This window comes from Streptomyces sp. DSM 106670, from assembly GCF_055792845.1.
This window is the reverse complement of record NZ_CM147704.1, coordinates 6763488-6784711: the sequence shown is the minus strand read 5'-3', so window position 1 is coordinate 6784711 and position 21224 is coordinate 6763488. Positions and strand designations below refer to the sequence as shown.

Below are 21224 nucleotides of genomic sequence, written 5' to 3'. Positions count from 1 at the left end.
CACGGCACACAGCATCCTGCCCGCCCGGCGGGGCGTACGCGACCGGCTTGCCGGTGTGTGTCGGACACCCCGGCCGGGCGCCGGGAACGCCCGGCGGGTCAGAGGCGCACGACCAGGTCGGCCCGGTCCCGGCCGCCCGCCACCAGCCGGGCGTTCGCTTCGTCGGAGCGGGCCACCCACTCCTCGGCGTCCGGCCGGGGCCTGCCGTGGCGCACATGACGGTCGACGAGGCGGCGCACCCGGACCTCCGGGTCGGGGTCCAGGAACCACACCTCGTCCAGCAGCCCGCGCACCGGCGCCCACGGCCCCTCGTCGAGCAGCAGGTAGTTGCCCTCGGTGACGACGAGCGGCACGTCCGGCGGTACGGGCAGCGCACCGGCGACCGGCTCCTCCAGCGACCGGTCGAAGGCGGGCGCGTAGACCGCGTGCTCCGGGTCCGGGTCGCGCAGCCGCCGCAGCAGGGCCGCGTACCCGGCCGCGTCGAAGGTGTCCGGCGCGCCCTTGCGGTCGGCGCGGCCCAGGCGGTCCAGTTCGGCGGCGGCGAGGTGGAAGCCGTCCATCGGGACGAGGGCGGCGCGTCCGTCCAGGGCCGCGACCAGCCGGTCCGCGAGAGTGGACTTGCCTGCTCCGGGCGGGCCCGCGATCCCGAGGACCCGTCGCTGTCCGGCGTCCGCGAGCGCGCGGGCCCGGTCCGTCAGTGCGGCGAGGCCGCCGTTGCTCGTCCCGTCCACGATGTCCATGCGGGGCATTGTGCGGCGGCGGGGAGCTCCGGCGTTAGTGTTACGTATAACCTCATCGCTGGAAGGACTCCCCCGCCATGTCCCACATCGCCCTGGTCACCCTGGTCGTCCGCGACTACGACGAGGCGCTCGCGTACTACCGCGACGCCCTCGGCTTCGAGCCGGTGGAGAACACCGACCGGGGCGACGGCACCCGCTGGGTGGTGGTGCGCCCGCGCGGGGCGGCCGCGGGCACGGGGCTGCTGCTGGCCCGGGCGAAGGACGAGGCGCAGAGCGCGGCCGTCGGGGCGCAGACGGGCGGCCGGGTCGGCTTCTTCCTGCACACCGAGGACTTCGCGGCCGACCACGCGCGGATGAGCGCGGCCGGGGTGCGGTTCCTGGAAGAGCCGCGGCACGAGACGTACGGCTCGGTCGCGGTCTTCGAGGACCTGTACGGCAACCGCTGGGACCTGCTCCAGCCGGCCGGCTGAGCCCGTCCGCCCGCGTCCGGGCCCGTCCGGGTCCGTCCGGCCCCCGCTCCGGCCCGGGTCAGTGCCCGCCCCGGCCCTCCAGGTAGGCCAGCACCGCGAGGACGCGGCGGTGGACGGTGCCGTCGTCCGGCTCCAGGCCGAGCTTGGCGAAGATCGAGCCGATGTGCTTGCTCACCGCTCTTTCGGAGACGGTGAGTTCGGCGGCGATGGTGCCGTTGGCCTTGCCCTGCGCCATGTGTTCCAGGACCTCGCGCTCACGGGCGGTGAGGCTCTGGAGCGGGCCCGCCGAGGACTTGCGGGTGAGGAGCTGGGAGACGACTTCCGGGTCGAGCGCGGTGCCGCCCGCCGCCACCCGGTCCAGCGCCTCCAGGAACTGTTCGACCCGGCCCACCCGGTCCTTGAGCAGATAGCCGATGCCCCGGGCGCCCTGGGCGAGCAGCTCGGCGGCGTACGTCTCCTCGACGTACTGCGAGAGGACCAGGATCGGCAGGTCCGGCAGTTCGGCGCGGGCGGCGAGCGCGGCCCGCAGGCCCTCGTCACGGAAGGTGGGCGGCAGCCGTACGTCCAGGACGGCGACGTCCGGGCGGTGTTCGAGCAGGGCGGGCAGGATCTCCGGGCCGGCCGCCGCGTCGGCCACCACCTCGTGTCCGGAGCTGGTGAGCAGCAGGATCAGGCCCTCGCGCAGGAGGGCGTTGTCCTCGGCGATCACGATCCGCACGGCAGCTCCACTTCGATGTCCGTCGGCCCCCCGGCGGGGCTGCTGACGCGGGTGGCGCCGTCCAGTGCGGCGACCCGCCGCCGGATGCCCACCAGCCCGCTGCCGGCGCGTTCGTCCGCGCCGCCGCGACCATCGTCGCCGATGGTCACCCGCAGCAGGCCGGGGGGCCGGTCGATACGGACCCGGGCGGCGGTGGCGCCGCTGTGCTTGCTGATGTTGGTGAGCGCCTCGGCCACCACGAAGTAGGCGGCGGCCTCGATCGCGGCGGGCAGCCGCCGGCCGTCCTCCACCGCGTCCAGGTCCGCCGTGACGGGTACGGCGACGTCGGCGGCCAACGCCCGTACCGCACCGGCCAGTCCACGGTCGGTCAGGACCGGCGGGTGGATGCCGCGCACCACGTGCCGCAGCTCGGCGAGCGCGGCGTCCGCCCCGTCCTGCGCCTCGTCCAGGCGGGCCCGCGCGGCGGCCGGGTCGCGGTCGAGGAGCTGTTTGGCGAGCCCGATCCGCATCGACAGGGCGACGATCCTGGCCTGGGCGCCGTCGTGCAGATCGCGTTCGATGCGCCGCAGTTCGGCCCCGTGCGCGGCGACCGCACCGGCCCGGCTCTCGGTGAGGTGGGCGATGCGTTCGGTGAGTTCGGCGGCGGGCGGCGGGGCGAGCAGGGCCAGCGTCCAGCCCGCCGAGAGGTCGGCCAGCACCGGATGCCAGCGCAGTGCCCAGCCCGGCCGGTCGGGCGGCTCGGTGCCGTACTCGTCGGCCCGCCGCCGGTCCACCAGGCCCACGACGGGCAGGACGATCCCGTCCACCAGCAGGGCGACGGGCCACAGGACCATCGCGAGATAGCCGAGCCCCATCCCGAAGAGCGTCTGCACGGGCAGCCAGAGCGCGAGCCGCCAGGTGGTCCGGTCGGTGAGCGTCCACCGGACCCGTTCGGACAACTCGCCGCCGGGCGGCGGCGGGTAGGAGGCCGGCCGGTGTCCGGGCCCGAGCCGGGCCGCCGCCCGGCGGCTCTCCGCCCCGGCCGCCCGGCGCAGCAGCGTGGCGGCCTCCGGCAGGGCGGGCAGCCCGATGATCGCGACGGCGAACAGGAGGGCCGCCACCACCAGGAACGCGCCGAGGTAGGTCAGCATCGCGATCCCGATGCCGAGGAAGAGATAGCGCGAGGCGTCCCAGGAACGCCGGACGGCGAGCGTGAGAGGGGCGGACGGGGAGCTGCTCATGGCAGCCCACGGTACGGGGGCGGGCCCACCGCCGGAGGGGGGCGGGCCCCCGGCCGGGGGTGCAGCTGGCTCCACCCCCGGTCCGGTAGTGCGCACCCTCGCCCGGACGCGCCCCGGCTCATAGCGTTCTAGCAGGTCAAACGGTATGTGGACGGTACAGGGACGGTGGAGGCGAACAGTGCGCACGACGATGGTGGAGCAGGCGGCCGCGCTCGGTCTTGAGGAGGTGAGCCGGAGCTACGGGCGGCGCGGGGGCAGCCGGTGGACGACGGCGCTCGACGCGGTCAGCTGTACGGTCCCGGCCGGGAGTTTCACCGCCGTGGTCGGCCCCTCGGGTTCGGGCAAGAGCACCTTCCTCCAGGTCGCGGCGGGCCTGGACCGGCCGACCTCGGGGACGGTACGGATCGCCGGCATCGATCTCGGGTCGCTCTCGGAGGCGGCGCTGACCCGGCTGCGCCGGGACCGGATCGGGTTCGTCTTCCAGTCGCACGCGCTCAATCTGGTGCCGTCGCTGTCCATCGAGGAGAACGTGGTGCTGCCGCTGGTGCTGGGCGGTGCGGACCCGGGCGGGCCCGAGGTCCTGGCGCGGGGGCGGGAGTTGCTGGCCCGGGTGGGTCTGGCGGGGCGCGGCGGCGACGGGCCGTCGACGCTGTCGGGCGGTCAGCAGCAGCGGGTCGCGGTGGCCCGGGCGCTGGTGACGGAGCCCGAGGTGATCTTCGCGGACGAGCCGACCGCCTCGCTCGATCCGGAGTCCGCGGCGCTGGTGCTGGCCCTGCTGCGGGACGCCGTACGGATCGAGGGCCGCACGGTCGTCATGGTCACCCATGACCCGGTGGCGGCGAGCTGGGCGGACACCGTGCTGACGATGGACGGCGGCCGGCTGCGATGAAGTCGCGTGCGATGAGGTCGGCTCCGATGAAGTCCGCCGCGGTGGAGCCCGCTGGGACGCGTTCCGGTTCCTCCGCGGCACGGGAGCGTACGGGTACGGCGGCCCGGGAGGCGCGGGGCGTACGGCGGGGGTCGCGGCGGGCGTCGGCGTTCCTGGCCCGGCGGTCGCTGGCCACGCACCGGCGGGCCTGGGCGGCGGTGATCGTGGCGACGGGCGCGGCGGCCGCGCTCATCGGCGCGTTCGCGTTCGTCGTCGGCTCGCTGCTGGTGGCCGCGCCGCCGGTGCAGCGGTACGCGGGCGCCGACGCGGTGGTGGCGGCGGACCAGAAGGTGTCGTACACCGCGAAGCCCTGGGGCGGCGAACCGCAGACGGCGACGGCGTATCTGCCCGAGCGGGCCCGGCTGGACCGTTCGGTGCTGGCCGCGGTGGCCGGGGCCGACGGGGTGGCGAAGGCCGTCGCGGACGACTCCGTGCCGGTGGCCACCGGCGACGGGCGGCCCGCGGTGGGCCGCTCCTGGCCGTCCGCCGCCGCACTCACCCCGTACGGACTGGCGGAGGGGCGGGCCCCGCGGGACGCGACCGAAGTCGTCCTGGACGCCGGCCTGGCGGCCGACGGCCCCGCCCCGGGCGAGCGGATCGTGCTGCGGGCCGACGGGAGGGCCCGGACGTACACCGTCAGCGGCATCGCCCGCACCGGGCACGGCGGTGACGGTCCCCCGGCCGTGTTCTTCACCGAGCCCCGGCTGACCGCCCTGGCCGGGCACCCGGGCCGGATCGACGCGATCGGTGTCATCGCGGAGCCGGGCGTCGGGCCGAAGGCGCTGCGCGAGGCGATCGGCGCGGTGCTGCCCGAGAACGCGGGCGTCGCCGGATCCGACCGGGGCGTACGGGTGCTGACGGGGGCGGAGCGCGGGGAGGCCGAGCAGGTGGACGCGCTCGGCGGGCGCGGCGACCGGCTGGCCCTGCTCGGGTCGATCGGCGGGACCGTGCTGATGGTGGCGCTCCTCGTGATCGCCTCGACGCTGTCCCAGGCGATCCATCAGCGGTCCGGGGAGCTGGCGCTGCTGCGGGCGGTGGGGGCCTCGCCCCGGCAGCTCCGGTCCGCGATCGGCCGGGAGGCGGGCCGGGTCTCCGCGGCGGCGGCGCTGCTGGGCGGGCTCGGGGCCGTACCGCTGGGGCTGGCGATGCGTGCGCTGCTGACCACCGGGACGCTTCCGCTGCCGGTGCCGTGGTGGCTGCCGCCCGCCGCCGCGCTGGCCGGCGGGCTGCTGGTCGCGCTGCTCGCGCGGCCGGTCGCGATGCTCGCCGCCCGGTCCATCACCCGGCTGCGGCCCGCCGCCGCGCTGGGTGCGGCGACGGCGGACGAGCCGAGCGGGCCGGGACGGTTCCGCACGGTCGCGGGCGTGGTGATGGCCTTCGCCGGGGTCAGCTCGGCGGGTGTGGCGACGACGCAGAGCGGTCAGGCGGCGGGCGCCGCCGCCTCGGGCGCGGCGCTGTCGCTGGTGATCGCGGTCGCCCTGCTGGGGCCCCGGATCGCCCGGACCGCCCTGGGAGTGCTGGGCCGTCCGCTGCGCCGGGCGGGCGGGGTCTCGGGGTTCCTGGCCGAGCGGGCGGCCTCGGCGCACACCCGGCGGCTCGCCACCGCGTTCACCCCGATCGTGCTGGTGGTCGCGTTCGTCTGTGTGCAGCTCGCCGCGGGGCCGACGCTGGAGCGGGCCGCCGACCGGCAGGCGTCCGCCGCGCTGCGGGCGGACCTGGTGGCGACGGGCGGTGCGGCGGGCCTGCCCGCCGGGGCGGCCCGGGCGGTGCGGGAGGCGCCGGGGGTCACGGCGGTGACCGGGGTGCTGCGTTCGGCGGTCGTCCTGGCGGACCGGGAGGCGGGCGAACCGGTGCTGACCCGGCTGCCCGTGCTGGGCGTGGAGGCGCGCGGCCTGTCCGGCACGCTCGACCCCCGGGTCACGGCGGGCGACCTGGACCGGCTCACGGGGCGGGACGCGGTCGCGGTCGGGGCGGACCGGGCGAAGAGCCTGGGTGTCGGCCCCGGGGACCGGGTGGCGCTGCGGCTGGGCGACGGTACGCGGGTGGAGCCCCGGGTCGTCGCGGTGTACGGACATGAGCTGGGCCTGGGCGAGTTCCTCTTCCCGCGCGAGGCGCTGGCGGGCCATGTCTCGGCGGCGCGGGACCAGGTCGTCCTGATCCGGACCGGGTCCGGGGCCGGGGCTGACGCGGTCACCGCCGTACGGAAGGCGCTGGCTCCGTACGGCGGCGGGGTGGCGGTGCGCGCCGCCACGGCCGACGACGTCAGGATCGCTCCGCCGGTCCCGGACGAGGACAACGCCATGATCGTCATCGGCGTCGGCGTGATCGGCGGCTTCGCGCTGCTGGCCGTGGTGAGCACGCTGGCGCTGATCACGATCGGCCGCCGGGGCGAGTTCCGGCTGCTGCGGGCGGTCGGCACGGGCCGCCGTCAGCTGCGGCGGATGCTGGTGCTGGAGACCGGTCTGGTGACGGTCGCCGGGCTGGTGATCGGCACGGCGGTGGCCGCCGTCCCGCTGACCGCGTTCGCCGTCTCGGTGGCGGGCACGGCCCCGTACCTTCCGCCGGCGCACTACGGAGTGATCGCGGGGGCGGTGGCGCTCGCCGCGGCGGCGGGAACGCTGGTCCCGGGCGCGTCGGGCGGACGCTTCGTCCTGGGGCGCGGGGTGCGGTGAGGACGACGGGGCGGGGGTCACGGGTGGCAGACGGCCGCCGCCCCTGACCGCGCCCCGCTTCCTCTAACCACGCCCCGCCTCCTCTGACCACGCCCGTCGCTCCTGGCCCCGCCCCGTCGCCATTCGGCCCACAGCCGAGGCGCGGCCGGACACCGTCCGATGACCATGGGTCCATGGAGGCCAAGGAGTCCACGGGGAGCGCCGCGCCCGCCGAGCGGCATGCCGGCTGGAACGAGCTGTTCTTCGACCTCGTCGTCGTCGCCGGGGCGGGACAGCTGGCCCATCTGCTGCACGACGGCCCGCACCTGGAGGATCTCGCCCTGTACGGGGTCCTCTACCTGGCCTTCTGGACCACCTGGGCCGGATTCGCCGTCTACGGGGACATCGCGGCCTCCGCCACCCGGGTCCGAACACTGCTGATCGCGATGTTCGGCATGGCCGTGATGGCGGCCTCCGTCCACACGGTCCTGACGAGCCACGCGTTCCCCTTCGTCATCGCCTACGTCGCACTGCGCTGGCAAGCGGGCCGGGTCTGGCAGCGGGGCAGCATCGTGGTGGACTGGCCGCTGGCCCAGTTCGGGGCGGGCGCGGTGCCCTGGCTCGTCTCGCTCTTCGTGGAGACGCCGCTGCGCTACTGGCTGTGGGCCGTGGGCATCGCGCTGGACATCGTCACCCTGCTGGTCTCCACCCGCGACCGCACCCTGCGGCGGGCCGCCGACCGGGCCGCGCGCCGCCGCGACGGCCGCCCGCCGCCGGGCCCCGCGCACTCCCCCGACCCGACGCCGCCCCGGCTCGGCGAGTCCCGTATCGACGCCGCGCACATGGGCGAACGGCTCGGGCTGTACGTGATCATCGTGCTGGGCGAGGGCGTCATCCAGATCATCGACGCCGCGTCCGAGCGCGACGACTGGGACGGGCCGCTCGCGGCCACCGGGCTCGGGGCCTTCGGGCTGCTGGCCGCGATCTGCACGCTGAGCCTGCTCTACGGCACCAACGGCATCCCCCATCTGCGCAAGGGAACGCTCGCGCCGAGGCTGGCGATGCTGCTGCACGCGGTGATGACCGGTTTCCTGGTCGCGCTGGCCACGGCGTTGGGTTCGGCGGTCGCGCACGTCGACGACGTGCTGCCGAAGGGCCAGCACTGGCTGCTGTGCGGGGCGATGGCGGGGTATTTCGCGGCCGGTCTGGTGGCGGCGCTGCCGCTCGCGGACCGGTCCGACCGGGTCTGGCTGCTGGGCTGGGCGCTGCCGTGCCTGGCGGTGTCGGTGGCGCTGGCCCCGCTCGGGGCGGCGCTGCCGGCCTGGGCCACGGTCTGGATCCTGGTGGCGCTGGTCTGCTGGCAGATCCTCTACGACCCGGGCCGGGCGGAAGCACCCGCGTCCGGGCGGCGGGGGCGCAGGATCAGGCGACGGGCCCGCGTCATGTGACCCGAGCACGGCCGAGCGCGGCCGAGCGCCGCCCGAGGGAGGTGCGGGGTGGTGGTGCTCAGGCGCGGGCCAGCCCCGCTTCCCGTACGGCCACCGCCTCCATCGCGTCCAGCACCGGCCGGATCAGCGGATGGCCCTCGGCCCCCTGCCGTACGGCCGCGAAGACCCGGCGGGTGGGGGCGCTGCCCTCGACCGGGCGGACGACCACCCCGGTCAGTTCCATCCCGCGCAGCGCGGAGCGGGGCACCAGGGCCACTCCGGCGTCCGCCCCGGCCAGGGCGACCACGGCGTGGAAGTCGTCCGAAGAGTGTTCGAGGCGCGGGGCGAACCCGGCGTACTCACAGGCCAGGACCACCACGTCATGGCAGGGGTTGCCGGGATACTGGCCGATCCACTGGTCCTTCGCCAGGTCGGCGATCGCCACCTGGGCCCGGTCGGCGAGCCGGTGGTGCACCGGGAGCACCACGTCGAACGGCTCCGAGTACAGCGGGACGCGGGTGAGGCGGCGGTCGTCCTCGGCGGGCGCGCCCCGGTATTCGACGGCCACCGCCACGTCGACCTGCCGGTCCAGCACCATCGGGACGCTCGCGTCGCCCTCCGCGTCCTGGACCTTGACCCGGATGCCGGGCGCGGTGCGGGCCAGCTCGGTGAGGGCGGGGGCGAGGACGAGGCCGATGCCGGTGGCGAACGCGGCGACCGTGACCGTACCGGCGACGCCCGCGCTGTAGTCGGCCAGCTCCGCCTCGGCCCGTTCCAGTTGGGCCAGGACCACATTGGTGTGGCTGAGCAGGATCTCCCCGGCGGCGGTGAGCCGGGCGCCGCGCGCGCCGCGTTCGACGAGGCGGTGGCCGGTCTCCTGCTCCAGGGCGGCGAGCTGCTGGGAGACGGCGGAGGGCGTCAGGTACAACGCGGCGGCGGCCGCGGTCACGGTGCGGTGGTCGGCCACCGCACGGAGGATTCGCAGCCGCCGCGCATCGATCATGTGCCCATTGTCCCAGGTGGTGGGGGAACCACCGACCCGGTCAGGGGGCTACGCCTCCGCGTCCAGGGCGGCCCGCGCGTCGATGAACGCGTCCACGGCGCGGTTCACGTCGGCGGTGGAGTGCGCGGCCGAGAGCTGGACCCGGATGCGGGCCGCGCCCTGCGGGACGACGGGGTACGAGAACCCGATCACGTACACGCCGCGCTCCAGGAGCAGTTCCGCCATCCGGCCGGCCTTGCCCGCGTCGCCGATCATGACGGGGGCGATGGCGTGGTCGCCGGGCAGGATGTCGAAGCCCTCCGCGGTCATCCGGGTGCGGAACAGCTCGGTGTTGGCGGCCAGCTGCTCGCGCAGGTCGCCGGCGGACTCCAGCAGGTCGATGACCTTGAGGGAGGCGGCGGCGATGACCGGGGCGAGGGAGTTGGAGAAGAGGTACGGGCGCGAGCGCTGGCGCAGCAGGGCGACGATCTCCGCGCGGGCCGCGACGTAACCGCCGGAGGCTCCGCCGAGCGCCTTGCCGAGGGTGCCGGTGATGATGTCGACCCGGTCCATCACGCCGTGCAGTTCGGGCGTGCCGCGACCGCCGGGGCCGACGAAGCCGACGGCGTGCGAGTCGTCGACCATGACCATGGCGTCGTAGCGGTCGGCCAGGTCGCAGATCTCCTGGAGCGGGGCGACGTAGCCGTCCATGGAGAAGACGCCGTCGGTGACGATGAGGCGGCGGCGCGCCCCGGACGCCTCCTTGAGCTGGGTCTCCAGGTCGGCCATGTCGCGGTTGGCGTAGCGGTGGCGCTTGGCCTTGGAGAGCCGGATGCCGTCGATGATGGAGGCGTGGTTGAGGGCGTCGGAGATGACCGCGTCCTCCGGGCCGAGCAGCGTCTCGAAGACTCCGCCGTTGGCGTCGAAGCAGGAGGAGTAGAGGATCGTGTCCTCCTGGCCGAGGAAGGCCGAGAGCCGCTGCTCCAGCTCCTTGTGGACCTCCTGGGTGCCGCAGATGAAGCGGACCGAGGCCATTCCGTAGCCCCAGCGGTCCAGTGCCTCGTGGGCGGCGGCGATGACCTCGGGGTGGTCGGCGAGGCCGAGGTAGTTGTTGGCGCAGAAGTTGAGGACCTCGCCGGCGCGTCCGCCGGAGGTGACGGCCACGGTCGCGGACTGCGGGGTGCCGATCACGCGCTCGGGCTTGTGCAGCCCGGCGGCGCGGATCTCGTCGAGGGTGGTGCGCAGATCGTCGCGTACGGAGTCGAACATGCGGATTCCTTAAGAGATCAGGTAACGGACCAGGGGGAGGTGGTCAGACGGTCCAGTCGAGGATGACCTTGCCGCCGAGGCCGCTCGCGGCGTCGTCGAAGGCCGCCTCGAAGTCGCGGAAGCCGTACCGGCCGGTGATCACGGGGGCGAGGTCGAGGCCGCCCTCCAGCAGGACGGACATGGCGTACCAGGTCTCGTACATCTCGCGGCCGTAGATCCCCTTGATGGTGATCATCGAGGTGACGATGCGGGACCAGTCGACGGCGAACTCCTCGGCGGGCAGGCCGAGCATCGCGATCCGGCCTCCGTGCGTCATGTTCGCGACCATGTCGCGCATCGCCTCGGGGCGGCCGGACATCTCCAGGCCGATGTCGAAGCCCTCGCGCAGGCCCAGCTCGCGCTGTCCGTCCGCGATGGTGCTCTCGGCGACGTTCAGGGCGAGGCTGACGCCGACCTTGCGGGCGAGGGCGAGGCGGGCCTCGCTGACGTCGGTGATGACGACGTTGCGGGCGCCGGCGTGCTTGGCGACGGCGGCGGCCATGATGCCGATCGGGCCCGCGCCGGTGATCAGGACGTCCTCGCCGACCAGCGGGAAGGAGAGCGCGGTGTGCACGGCGTTGCCGAACGGGTCGAAGATCGCCGCGATGTCGAGGTCGACGGGGACCCGGTGCACCCACACGTTGGAGGCGGGCAGGACCACGTACTCGGCGAACGCGCCGTCCCGGCCGACGCCGAGGCCGACGGTGGAGCGGCAGAGGTGGCGGCGGCCGGCCAGACAGTTGCGGCACTTGCCGCAGACGAGGTGGCCCTCGCCGCTGACCAGGTCGCCGACCGCGATGTCGGCGACGTCGGAGCCGAGGGCCGCGACCTCGCCGACGAACTCGTGGCCGAGGACCAGCGGGGTGGTGACCGCCTGCTGGGCCCAGCCGTCATAGGCGCGGATGTGCAGGTCGGTGCCGCAGATACCGGTGCGCAGGACCTTGATCAGGACGTCGGTGGGGCCGTACTCCGGCTCCGGCACGTCCATCAGCCACAGTCCGGGTTCGGCCTTCTGCTTGACGAGTGCCTTCACGGCTGCGGCTCCCTGACGTCGGTACGCGAAGTGGATACCCCGGGCCTCGGGGCATGTCGGAGGAACCCTGCGGCCCGGGGTGGATCTTGGGTGTCACCCACCATGGTGGGGGTTCGGCGGGACGGGACGGAGCATCTCGAAAGGCTCCACGCGCCGTCCCCGGCCGTCACCGAGAAGGCTGCCGTACGGCGGGGCCCCGGGTCCATCGAGGATTTCTTAAGCGCCGCCGCAGGAGATCTTCACACCTGGCCGTGGCTTCACCGACCGCTGCCGTTCTCCGGCCTTCGTTTCCTGGCAGACGGCAGTTTGACGACAGGCCCTAGAGGTCGCCGTAGGGGCCGAGGAAGCGGGGGCGGCCCTGCTCGATCCGGTAGAGGAAGATCCCGTTCTCGTACCGCACCTGGCGGGTCGAGGCGTCGAAGGCGAGGGTCCGCGCGATCCCCCGGTGCTCGGTCCGCACGAGCCGCCCGCCGATACCGCTGCGGACCTCGCCCGAGGCGCTGGTGGTCCCGGCGGCGCGGGCGATCAGGCCGACCGCGTCGTACGCCTCGGCGGCCCAGGTGGCGGGGGGTGCGCCGAAGCGCTTGCGGTGGGCGGCGGTGAACGCCCCGGCCGCCGGGAGGGCGGCCGGGTCGGCGTACGCCTCGGCGAAGACCCAGCCTTCGGCGGCCTCGCCCGCCCCGTCGAGGAAGGCGGGCCCGAGGGCGGGTCCGACGGCGGCCCGGGTGCCGGTGAAGCCCCCGTCCGCGAGTGCGGTGGCCAGGCGGGCGGCCCGGGACGCGTCGCCGCTCCCGAGGACCACGGCGTCGGCCTTGCCGGTGACAGCCTTGCGGGCGACCGCGCCGAAGCCCGCGTTGCCCCGGGCGAGGGGGTGTTCGAGGAGGGTGACCCCGGTGAGGGCGGCCTCGCGGAAGCTGCTCCCGACCTCCCCGGCGAGCCCGGGGTCGGCGGCGTCCTCGACGAGCAGGATGCGGGTCGCGGGGCGGGTGCGGGTCAGATAGCTGATGAGGCCGGTCGGGAGCGTCCGGTCGAGCGGGCGGGTCAAGCAGAGGTGGAGGCCGGTGCCGGACTCGACGGTGCTGGAGCCCGCCGCGACGACGACGGTCGCCAGCCGCGCCGCGCCGTACCGCTGGACGAGGTCCTCGCGCAGCAGCTGCCCGGTGGGGCCGAGGACGGCGACGACCGAGGGGTCCGCCGCCAGCCGCCCGGCCACCCGGAGCGCCGCCGCCGGGTCCCCCGTGTCGTCCTCGGTGCGCAGGGCGAGCCGGAACGCCTTGTCGGTACGGGAGTTGTGGTCGGCGACGGCGAGCTGCGCGCCGCGCTGGTGGGCCAGCCCGGTGGCCCGGCCGGGTCCGCCGAGGTCGGCGTGGAGCCCGATCCTGTACGTGGCCGGCTCCCCGGACCCCGCCGAGGAACCCGCCCCCTCGTTGCGCCCGCGCAGGGCGAACCAGGTGGCGGTGGAGCCCCCGGCGAGGAGAACGGCCCCGGCCGCCCCGGCGGTGAGCAGCCGCCGCCGGGTGGGACCGCCCGCCTGCCCGGCGGTTTCGTCCCCGGCCGGGGCGAGCGTGACGGGCAACGGCTCGGGATCCGGCAGCGCGAGGGCGGCGGCGGACCGCTCGGCGATCAGGGCGGAGAGCCCGGCGGGGGCCTGCCAGGGGGTGGGGGCGGTGGCGGTACGAGGGGGCTCCCCCGGGGGCGGCGGCCTCCGCCGGGCCGGGGCGGGGGACTCGCCTGGGGCCGGGGCGGGTTCCGGGGCCGGGGCGGGGTCCGGGGCCGGGCCCGGGGCGGGGTCCGAGACCGGGGCCAGGTCCAAGGTCAGGTCCGAGGTCGGGGCCGAGACCGAGGCCAGGTCCGAGACCGGGGCCGAGGCGGGTTCCGAGACCGGGGCCGGAGCCGGGGCGGGCTCCGGGTCAGGGTCCGAGGTCAGGTCCAAGGTCGGGGCCGGGGCCAGGGCCGAGGCCGGGTCCAAGGCCGAGGCGGGGTCCGGGGCCGAGACCGGGGCCAGGTCCGAGGCGGGGTGCGGGTCCGGGACCGGGTCCGAGGCGGCCCGGAGGGACTCGCGCGGGTCCGGCGGACCCGACCCGGCCGGGTCCGGCATCGCCCGCCCGGCCGAGTCCGGGGCCGCCCCCGCGCCCCCGGACCCGCCGGGCGGAAACGCCGCTCCGTCCGTCTCCAGCGCCTCGCGGACCCGGCTCGCCGTCGGCCGGGCGGCCGGGTCCTTGGCGAGGCAGGCGGCGATCAGGGGGGCCAGGCCGGGCGGAACGCCCGTCAGGTCCGGCTCCTCGTGGATCGTGCGGAACAGGGCGCCCGCCCCGCCGCCCGCGCCGAACGGCGGCCGGCCGGTGGCCGCGTACCCGAGGACGCAGCCGAGCGAGAACACGTCGCACGGCGGCCCCAGCGGCGCGGCCGACGCCTGTTCGGGGGCCAGGTAGCCGGGCGTGCCGATCACCGCGCCGCTGGTGGTCAGTGCGGTGGCGCCCTCGTGGCGGGCGATCCCGAAGTCGATCAGGCGGGGGCCGTCGAGGGCGAGGAGGACGTTGCCGGGTTTGACGTCGCGGTGGATCAGCCCGGCCTCGTGGACCGCGACGAGGGCCGCGGCGAGCCGGCTGCCGAGCGCCCGGACGGTGGCCACGGGCAGCGCGCCGCCCGCTCCGACCACCTCGGCCAGCGAGGGCCCGGGGACGAACGCGGTCGCCAGCCACGGCTCGTGGGCCTCGGTGTCCGCGCCGAGCACCGGGACCACCCACGGGCCGGTGATCCGGGCGGCGGCCTCCGCCTCGCGCCGGAAGCGGGCCCGGAAGCCGGGGTCGGCGGCGTGCTCGGCCCGGATCACCTTGACGGCGGCGAGCGTCCCGCCCGCCGAGCGCGCCAGGTAGACCACGCCCATGCCGCCCGCGCCGAGCCGGACGAGGGTGCGGTACGGGCCGACGGTGCGCGGGTCCTCGGAGGTGAGGGGCCGCACGTCAGCTCTTCGGCTTCGGGGCGGGGCCGAGGTAGCGGATGCGGCCGTCCTCCACCCGGTACAGGTGGGCGTCCTGGCCGACGAGTTGCTGACGCTCCTCGTCGAACGCGTACGTGCGGGAGATCCCCTCGTACCGGGCGGCTACGAGCGCGGCGGTGAGCGTGGACCGGGTGGGCCCGCCGTCGCCGGAGGGCGTGGCACTCGCCGACGCCCCTTCGGTACCGGCGGTCGCTCCCTTCGTACCGGCCGTCGCCGCCTTGGAGGCGGCGTCGGCGAGGGCGGCCAGTTCCCGGGCGACCAGCCCCGCCACGTCGTACGCCTCGGCCGACCAGGCGGCGGGCGCGGCGCCGAAGCGCTTGCGGTGGGCGGCGGCGAACGTCGCGGCGGCCGGGGCGGTGGCGTCGATGAACGGTGCGACGAACTCCCAGCCGTCGGCCGCCGCGCCCGCCAGCTTCAGGAACTCCGGCCCCATGACGGTGTGCTGGGCCATGCACGGTCCGGCGAAGGACTGCTCGGCCAGGATGCGGGCGACCCGGGAGGCGCCGGTCGCGTCACCGGCGTAGAAGAGCGCGTCGCTCCGGTTGGACAGGAGGTCGGTGACGACCGGGTCGAAGACGCGCGTCCCGGCGGGCACCACCCGGGGATGGGTGGTGCCGGTCGTGAGGTCGGGCGTCATCATGTTGGCCGCGTAGCCCGCCTGGTAGGCCGCCTGACCGCCGGCCCGGTCGACCAGGATCCCCAGCCGCTCGACGTCGGGGCGGAGCAGGAGCCGGTTGACGATGGGGATGGAGAGCGAGGCGTAGGAGGGGGCGGCCTGGAAGAAGGAGCCGTTGGCCCGTTTCGGGAAGGCGATCTGGAGGGCCGACACCGTCAGGACCGGCAGCACGGCCTCGTCGTACGCGGAGAGTGCCGCCCCGGCCGCCTCGTCGCTCGTGGGCCCGATGACCGCGATGACCTCCGGGTCGCGGGCGAACTCCTCGGCGACCTGGGCGGAGCGATCGGCGGCGCCCTGGTCGTCGAGGACCTTCACGGCGAGCCGGAAGGGCCTGCTGTCGAGGGAGTTGAAGCGGTCGACGGCGAGCCGGACACCGCGTTCCTGGGCCCGTCCGGCGGCGCTCAGGGGCCCGGTGAGGTCGGCGTGCACGCCGATGATCCAGCGGCGTCCGCCGGGCGCCCCGTCCCCGCCGCCGCCACCGTCGGAGCCGCCGCTGGTGAGACGTACGGCGGCGAAGGCGCCTGCGCCGATGGCCACCGCGCCGCCCGCCGCGAACAGCAGGAACCTCCGGCGGCCGGGGGCGGGTTCGGGCGGGCCGGGCTCCTCGGTGACGGCCACGGTGGCGTCGATGTCGGGCAGGGCCAGCAGGGCGGCGGACCGGTCCGCGATGATCCGGACGACGTCCTCGGGGAGCCAGTCGGGAGTCGCCCCGGCCGGTACGTCCTCGGCGATCAGGGTGTCCAGGTCGGCGGCGGCCGGACGTTCGGCGGGGTCCTTGGCGAGGCACCGCTCCAGCAGCGCGCGCAGCCCGGGGTCGTCGATGCCGTCGAGGTCGGGTGCATCGTGGACGGTGCGGTAGAGGACGGCGTCGACCGCGCCTCTGCCGAAGGGCGGCCGGCCGGTGGCCGCGTACGCGAGGAGGCAGCCGAGCGAGAAGACGTCCCCGGCGGGCCCCGCGGTGTGCCCGGACGCCTGCTCGGGCGGGAGGAAGCCGGGGGTGCCGACGATCAGCCCGGTGGCGGTCAGGGCGGTGGCGTCGGCGGCGCGGGCTATCCCGAAGTCGATCAGCCGGGGGCCGCCCGCCGTCAGCAGGACGTTGCCCGGTTTGACGTCGCGGTGGACGAGCCCGGCGGCGTGCACGGCGGCCAGGGCGCGGGCGAGCAGCCGGCCGAGGACGGTGACGCTGCGCACGGGCAGCGGCCCGCGCCGGGCGACGACGTCGGACAGCGTCGGCCCGGGCACGAACTCCGTTGCCAGCCAGGGGCGTTCGGCCTCGGTGTCAGCTCCGGTGACGGACACGGCCCAGGGGCTGTCGACCCTGCGGGCGGCCTCGGCCTCGCGGCGGAAGCGGGTCCGGAAGTCCTCGTCGCCGGCGTGCTCGGGCAGGATCACCTTGATCGCGGCGAGCGCTCCGGCGTCGGTACGCCCGAGGTAGACGACACCCATGCCGCCCGCCCCGAGGCGGCCGAGGAGCCGGTGGCCGCCGATCCGGGCGGGGTCGGTGGGTCGCAGGTCATCCATCGCCCGGCCTCAGCTCTGCTTCTCGACGGCGGATTCCAGCCGGACCAGCATGGCGGCCTGCGCCTGGACCACCAGGTCGTCGATCTCCCGCTCGGTGCGCCCCTTCGCCCCCGTGCCGGTCACGGCGACGGTGAACTGCAGGGTCTGCGCCTGCTGCCAGGCGTAGTGGTGCGGCCCGCCGAGCTCCGAACTCTGGTACTGGCCGCGCTCGCTGAGCGCGTCCTCGGAGTTGGTCTGGGTGGCCTCGCCGCCGAACAGTGCCGCGGCGACCATGGAGCCGATCAGTTCGCCCTCGCGCAACTGCTGGGTGGGGCAGCGCATGGTCTCCTCGATCGACTCCGCCATCTCCCAGGCCGCGTCCTCGCGGGTGCGGTGCACGGTGACGACGGCGGCGAGGCGCACCGGCCCCTTGCCCTTCTCCGCGGGCACCTCGAACGACCGGGTGCGGGTGGCCAGGACGCTGAAGGCGGGCTTCTGCTGCTGCCAGACGCAGTCCTTGCCGAGTACGGGCCAGGTGGCCGGGTCACTCTCGTACGGGCTCCGTTTCACCACCCCGGGGCCGAAGCTGTCGGGCCCGGCGATGACGCGGTCGATGAAGTCGCGTGCCGCGGCCTTGGTCGTGGGAAGCCGGGCAGGGTCGGGTTCGAGCGGGTCCGTCGCCTCGGGGGCCGGCCCGGTCCCGGTACCACCGCCGAAGTCCGTGCTCGCACTCGCACTCGCACTCGCAGAAGCGTCGCGCTTCTCCACTTTCCCGGGGTCGCCCGCCGTCCCGGAGCAGCCGGCGAGCAGCACGGTCGTCAGGGTCAGAGCCAGGCTCAGGGGCAGCGCGAAGCGGACCCCTCTTAACGGCACGTGACAGGTCACAGCGTTTCCCCGTTCCTCCTCGACGCCGCGTCGATCATAAGTTCGCCCGGCGCGGCAGACGGGGGCTGTAGGACGACTGTTACCGCGTCGGGACCTGGGCGGCACCGTCGCGGGGCCGCCCGGCCAAGGCCGTCAGGCCGTCTCGGCGAGGAAGGCGCCGATGTGTTCGACGAGGGCGTCCGGCCGGTCCAGAGGAAGGAGCGTGTAGCTGTCGGCCACCTCCACCAGCCGCCCCCGCGGCAGGATCTCGGCGAGCCGGCGCCCGTGCTCGATCGGCATCACCCGGTCCTCGGTCGCCCAGATCACCAGCGCGGGACGGTCGAACGTACGCAACTGCTCGGTCCACCGCAGCAGTTCGGCCTTCTCGGGTACGCCGAGCACATAGGCGCGCAGGTCGCGCCGGATCTCCGGCGAGCTCTGCACCGGCCGGAACCACCGGTCCATCGTGGCGTGCGGGACGGGCCGCTTGCTCATCCACCCCCAGGTCATGGGCAACCGCCGCGCGGGCTTCAGCCGGAGCAGCGAGAAGGCGAACCTGAGCCCTCCGGGCAGTCCGGCCAAGGTGGCGAGGTTACGGCCGGGCAGCCCGGGCGGATAGTTGTCGAACGCCTCGCAGGACGTGATCACGAGCCGCCCGATCCGGTCGGCCCGGCCGTCGGCGACCAGCGCCTGAGCGCCGCCCCAGTCGTTCATGACCAAGGTGACGTCCTCCAGCCGGAGGGCTTCCAGGAACTCCGCGACCAGCCGCGCGACCCCGAGGACGGACAGATCGGCCCCGGCCTCCATGGGCCTGCGGTGTCCGCCGAGCGGCAGGGTCGGCACGATGCACCGCACCTGATCCCCGAATCCGGCGACGACCTCGTCCCACAGCGATCCGTCCATGGCCACGCCGTGCAGGAGGACCACCACGGGCCCGTCGCCACCGGTGTCGTGGTACTCGATCACGCCCGCCGAAAGCCTCACGTCGCCCATGCGGTCAACATAGTCCAGCCGACCTCGGACCAACCTCGGCCCAACCTCGGGCCGGGGCCTGACGCAGCGTAGGGATTACCTCCCCGTCCTTGATAGCGTCGCCCCCGCGGCTGCGGACTTCTCCCCCGACCCAGCCGTACGGGGTGGGCACGGGGACCGGGCGCGGCAGGACGAAGAGGGCCGACAGATGAGCCTTGCACAGGTGCACTACACCTCCGCCGCGCCGGGGGCCGAGGGATCCGAGGGAGCGGCGGGCCGGTTCACGTCGGTCGGTCCCGGCGTGTCGGGTGCGCTGCTGGCGGAGATCGAGCCCCTGGTGCGCTACGAGCTTCCCGGAGGCGTTCCCGACCGGCCGTCCGACAGTGAACTGCGCTCGCTGCCGCAGGCGTTCGGGTACGCGGTGCTGTCCGACGGCAGCCGGCTGGTGGCACGTTCGGCCCCGGTACGGGACACGGGCGGCGGCAGCGACTCGGGGCCGGGGTCAGGACCGGGGTCGAGGCAGGGCGTCCGGTTCCACGCGCACGCGGTGCACCTGCCGCCGGGGGTTCCGCTGCCGGGCGACCGGCTGCCGGTCGAGGCGTGGCGCTCGCCGCTCTGGGTGTCGACGACGCCCGCCGGGGCGATACCGGACCCGCTGACGCTGCCGCCGGGCCCGGCGGCGGTCTCCGAGGGCCTGGACGACTTCGCCGTCTCGCGCGGCCCCTGGCTGGCGGCGGTGCTGGCGGATCTGCGCCGGGCGAGCGAGGCGGAGGCCGCCGCCGGGCGACCGGTGGTGCTGGTGGAGCGGCAGTGCGCGGACGTGGCCCGGTGGCTGGGGCTGGCGTCCGTCGCCCTGCCGAGGGAGAGCGCGGAGCGGCTGACGTTCACCACGTACACCCGGCGGCCAGGGGGTTCGGCGGCGCGGGTGGTGGGGGTGCTGCCCGAGGACGCGGCGGCGGCGCGGGCGGCGGGCCTGCGGGTGCACGAGTGCGCGGGGCCGGCGCCGGTGGCCGGTGCGGACGACGACGTATGGGCGACGACGGCGGCCCGGATCTGGCGGAGCCGGTCGCCGGAGCTGTTCGGAGAGGCGCGCGAACTGCCCGGAGAGCCGTTCGCCGCAGGCCCGTTGGCGGTGACGGCGCTCTGCGCGGGGATCGCGCTCGGCCCGGACGGACGTGCGGCGGCGGCCGGTTGGGCGGCCGACCGCCCCTACGCCCTGGACGCGAAGCGCACGGGCCAGTTGGTCGAGGCCCTCACGTCTCCCGGCATCGACGACCGTACGGGCCCCGAATTCGACGCGGCCGGGCGGCTGTTCGGCGCACTGGAGGGCCGCAGCCCGGCCTCGGTCACCGCGCCGCTCGCGGCGATGCTGGTCACCGAGGCGGTACGGGGCGGCAACGGCTCGCTGGAGCTGCCGCGCCGGGACGCGTTCGCGGGCCCGGAGGGGGCGGAGGTCGCCGGGCGGCTGGGCCCGGAGATCCTGACCGAACTGGCCGACACGGCCGGATCGCGTTCGGTGGCGCGCACCGTACAACTGCTGCGGGTGGCCCGGCTGCTGGGCGTGGACGGCACGGATCTGCTGCCGGGGGTGGTGGACCGCCTGGCACCGGCGCTGCTGGCGGAGGCGGCAGCGGAGGAAACCGAAAGGGAAGGCCCTGAGAGCGCCCCCGCCCCGGCCTTCGCACCGGCCCTGCTGGAACTGCTGGACGAGCAGTTCGAGGTGCGGACGGCGCTGCTCGGCGCACTGGACCGACTCGCGCCGCAGGACCCCGGGGCGGTGGCCCGCTTCCTGGAACGGGTCACGCTGCCGTTCACGGGCACGCAGGCGCTGCCGCATCTGCGGATGTGCGCCGAGGTGCCGGGCGCGATGGCGACGCTGGGCGGTGACCGGGCGGCGGTGTGGCACCGGGTGCTGCGGGCGGCGGGCCTCTCCCCCTTCGCCGAGCCGCTGGTGCTGCGTACGGCGGTGGGCCTGGTCTGGGAGGACCGCGCCCCGACGGTGGAGGAGGCCCGCTTGCTGCTGGACGCGGCCACCTCCGACTCGCACCGCGCGGCCGGTACGTGGGCCCGGCTGGTCGACGCGGCGCTCAGCGCGTCCGCCGCCGGTACGGACGAGGCGGCCGGCCTCGCCCATGACCTGCTGCGCGGCTACCCGGCCGAGATCAGCGGCCGCGAACGGGCCGGCCTCCTCCTGCTGGACCTGGTCCGCGAGCTGCGCACGGGAGCACCGGATCCCGGCTGGGCGGAGCGGGTCCGCACCCTGTGCGCCCGGGCGGAGCCGGTCGAACCGGCGCTCCGGGAGCGGGCGTACGCGGCCCTGGTCGAACGCCTGCTGGCCCCGGACCGCCCGGGTGCCGAGCTGTACGACTTCGTCCACGGCGACGACCCCGACCTGATCGCCGCGTACGACCGCACCGCCCGGACGGAAGCCGTACGGACCCGGCTGCGCACCCAGCCCGCCTACGCGGCGGACTGCTTCACCGTCTGGACCGCCCACCCGCACGCGGGCCGCACCTGGCCCCCGGTGGCCGCCGCCCTCCTGGACGAGGTCCTGCGCCCCGCCGTCCGCGCCATGTCGGCCGAGGACGTCGCGGAGGTCGAGGCGACGGTGGGCCGCACGGGCAGCAGCGGCCGGGCCGACGCCTTCCGCGCCTGGAACCGCGTCAGCACCCTGGGCCGCCTGGGCCGCCGGATCGCGGGACGGGTGCGGCGGGGGTGAGCGGGGGCGGGGCCG

Annotated in this window: 15 protein-coding genes; 5 read left to right on the top strand and 10 right to left on the bottom strand. The window is 75.7% G+C overall.

The window, feature by feature from the left end:
- Positions 1-98 precede the first annotated feature (98 nt).
- Positions 99-740 carry a nucleoside/nucleotide kinase family protein gene (locus ACSMXR_RS30030; RefSeq protein ID WP_381793603.1) on the bottom strand — a complete coding sequence of 214 codons (642 nt, stop codon included), beginning with the start codon at positions 738-740 and terminating at the stop codon, positions 99-101.
- 77 nt (positions 741-817) lie between these two features.
- Here ACSMXR_RS30030 and ACSMXR_RS30025 point away from each other — a divergent pair, with 77 nt between their 5' ends.
- Positions 818-1210: a VOC family protein gene (locus tag ACSMXR_RS30025; RefSeq protein WP_473170322.1), complete on the top strand. Its 393-nt coding sequence runs from the start codon at positions 818-820 to the stop codon at positions 1208-1210.
- Positions 1211-1268: 58 nt separating this feature from the next.
- Here ACSMXR_RS30025 and ACSMXR_RS30020 read toward each other — a convergent pair whose 3' ends face one another.
- Together ACSMXR_RS30020 and ACSMXR_RS30015 are read right to left on the bottom strand one after the other, a co-directional pair.
- Positions 1269-1928 (bottom strand): LuxR C-terminal-related transcriptional regulator, encoded by a 660-nt coding sequence (locus ACSMXR_RS30020; RefSeq protein ID WP_086778155.1) that lies wholly within the window; start codon positions 1926-1928, stop codon positions 1269-1271.
- Entirely contained in the window at positions 1916-3148 is a 1233-nt protein-coding gene (locus ACSMXR_RS30015) for a sensor histidine kinase (protein WP_376186684.1), read from the bottom strand. The genes ACSMXR_RS30020 and ACSMXR_RS30015 overlap by 13 nt, the downstream gene beginning before the upstream one ends.
- A gap of 190 nt (positions 3149-3338) precedes the next feature.
- Between ACSMXR_RS30015 and ACSMXR_RS30010 the strand changes: the two genes are divergently transcribed.
- The 3 genes from ACSMXR_RS30010 (at position 3339) to ACSMXR_RS30000 (ending at position 8175) form a co-directional block, all read left to right on the top strand.
- Positions 3339-4037, top strand: a complete 699-nt coding sequence (locus tag ACSMXR_RS30010) for an ABC transporter ATP-binding protein (RefSeq protein ID WP_376186733.1) — start codon at positions 3339-3341, stop codon at positions 4035-4037.
- Positions 4038-4063: 26 nt separating this feature from the next.
- Positions 4064-6748, top strand: coding sequence for an ABC transporter permease (locus tag ACSMXR_RS30005; RefSeq protein ID WP_473170321.1), 2685 nt, complete (start codon positions 4064-4066; stop codon positions 6746-6748).
- Between the two features lie 173 nt (positions 6749-6921).
- The gene (locus ACSMXR_RS30000) at positions 6922-8175 is read left to right on the top strand and encodes a low temperature requirement protein A (protein ID WP_473170320.1); all 1254 of its coding nucleotides are present in this window, start codon (positions 6922-6924) and stop codon (positions 8173-8175) included.
- A 58-nt stretch (positions 8176-8233) separates the two neighbouring features.
- On the opposite strand, the gene ACSMXR_RS29995 is transcribed toward ACSMXR_RS30000, so the two are convergent.
- The 7 genes from ACSMXR_RS29995 to ACSMXR_RS29965 form a co-directional block, all read right to left on the bottom strand.
- Positions 8234-9157 (bottom strand): LysR family transcriptional regulator, encoded by a 924-nt coding sequence (locus ACSMXR_RS29995; RefSeq protein ID WP_137230600.1) that lies wholly within the window; start codon positions 9155-9157, stop codon positions 8234-8236.
- A 48-nt stretch (positions 9158-9205) separates the two neighbouring features.
- On the bottom strand, positions 9206-10405 hold the full coding sequence (locus tag ACSMXR_RS29990) for a glycine C-acetyltransferase (RefSeq protein ID WP_473170319.1): 1200 nt from the start codon (positions 10403-10405) through the stop codon (positions 9206-9208).
- A gap of 43 nt (positions 10406-10448) precedes the next feature.
- On the bottom strand, positions 10449-11477 hold the full coding sequence (gene tdh / locus ACSMXR_RS29985) for an L-threonine 3-dehydrogenase (RefSeq protein ID WP_218524323.1): 1029 nt from the start codon (positions 11475-11477) through the stop codon (positions 10449-10451).
- A 319-nt stretch (positions 11478-11796) separates the two neighbouring features.
- Positions 11797-14439 carry a bifunctional serine/threonine-protein kinase/ABC transporter substrate-binding protein gene (locus ACSMXR_RS29980; protein ID WP_473170318.1) on the bottom strand — a complete coding sequence of 881 codons (2643 nt, stop codon included), beginning with the start codon at positions 14437-14439 and terminating at the stop codon, positions 11797-11799.
- Between the two features lies 1 nt (position 14440).
- Complete coding sequence (locus ACSMXR_RS29975) at positions 14441-16675, bottom strand: bifunctional serine/threonine-protein kinase/ABC transporter substrate-binding protein (protein WP_473170317.1); 2235 nt, start codon at positions 16673-16675, stop codon at positions 14441-14443.
- A 9-nt stretch (positions 16676-16684) separates the two neighbouring features.
- Positions 16685-17539, bottom strand: coding sequence for a hypothetical protein (locus tag ACSMXR_RS29970; protein ID WP_473170316.1), 855 nt, complete (start codon positions 17537-17539; stop codon positions 16685-16687).
- Between the two features lie 132 nt (positions 17540-17671).
- Entirely contained in the window at positions 17672-18511 is an 840-nt protein-coding gene (locus ACSMXR_RS29965) for an alpha/beta fold hydrolase (RefSeq protein ID WP_473170315.1), read from the bottom strand.
- A 187-nt stretch (positions 18512-18698) separates the two neighbouring features.
- On the opposite strand from ACSMXR_RS29965, the gene ACSMXR_RS29960 reads away from it, so the two are divergent.
- On the top strand, positions 18699-21209 hold the full coding sequence (locus tag ACSMXR_RS29960; RefSeq protein WP_473170314.1) for a GTPase-associated protein 1-related protein: 2511 nt from the start codon (positions 18699-18701) through the stop codon (positions 21207-21209).
- Positions 21210-21224: the final 15 nt, after the last annotated feature.

Excerpts from the sequence above, each read along its gene's own strand:
- ACSMXR_RS29990 (WP_473170319.1), bottom strand. The coding sequence starts at position 10,405 with ATGTTCGACTCCGTACGCGACGATCTGCGCACCACCCTCGACGAGATC.
- ACSMXR_RS30005 (WP_473170321.1), top strand. The coding sequence starts at position 4,064 with ATGAAGTCCGCCGCGGTGGAGCCCGCTGGGACGCGTTCCGGTTCCTCC.
- ACSMXR_RS29960 (WP_473170314.1), top strand. The coding sequence starts at position 18,699 with ATGAGCCTTGCACAGGTGCACTACACCTCCGCCGCGCCGGGGGCCGAG.
- ACSMXR_RS30000 (WP_473170320.1), top strand. The coding sequence starts at position 6,922 with ATGGAGGCCAAGGAGTCCACGGGGAGCGCCGCGCCCGCCGAGCGGCAT.
- ACSMXR_RS30025 (WP_473170322.1), top strand. The coding sequence starts at position 818 with ATGTCCCACATCGCCCTGGTCACCCTGGTCGTCCGCGACTACGACGAG.
- ACSMXR_RS29975 (WP_473170317.1), bottom strand. The coding sequence starts at position 16,675 with ATGGATGACCTGCGACCCACCGACCCCGCCCGGATCGGCGGCCACCGG.
- ACSMXR_RS30030 (WP_381793603.1), bottom strand. The coding sequence starts at position 740 with ATGGACATCGTGGACGGGACGAGCAACGGCGGCCTCGCCGCACTGACG.
- ACSMXR_RS30015 (WP_376186684.1), bottom strand. The coding sequence starts at position 3,148 with ATGAGCAGCTCCCCGTCCGCCCCTCTCACGCTCGCCGTCCGGCGTTCC.
- ACSMXR_RS29965 (WP_473170315.1), bottom strand. The coding sequence starts at position 18,511 with ATGGGCGACGTGAGGCTTTCGGCGGGCGTGATCGAGTACCACGACACC.
- ACSMXR_RS30010 (WP_376186733.1), top strand. The coding sequence starts at position 3,339 with ATGGTGGAGCAGGCGGCCGCGCTCGGTCTTGAGGAGGTGAGCCGGAGC.
- ACSMXR_RS29995 (WP_137230600.1), bottom strand. The coding sequence starts at position 9,157 with ATGATCGATGCGCGGCGGCTGCGAATCCTCCGTGCGGTGGCCGACCAC.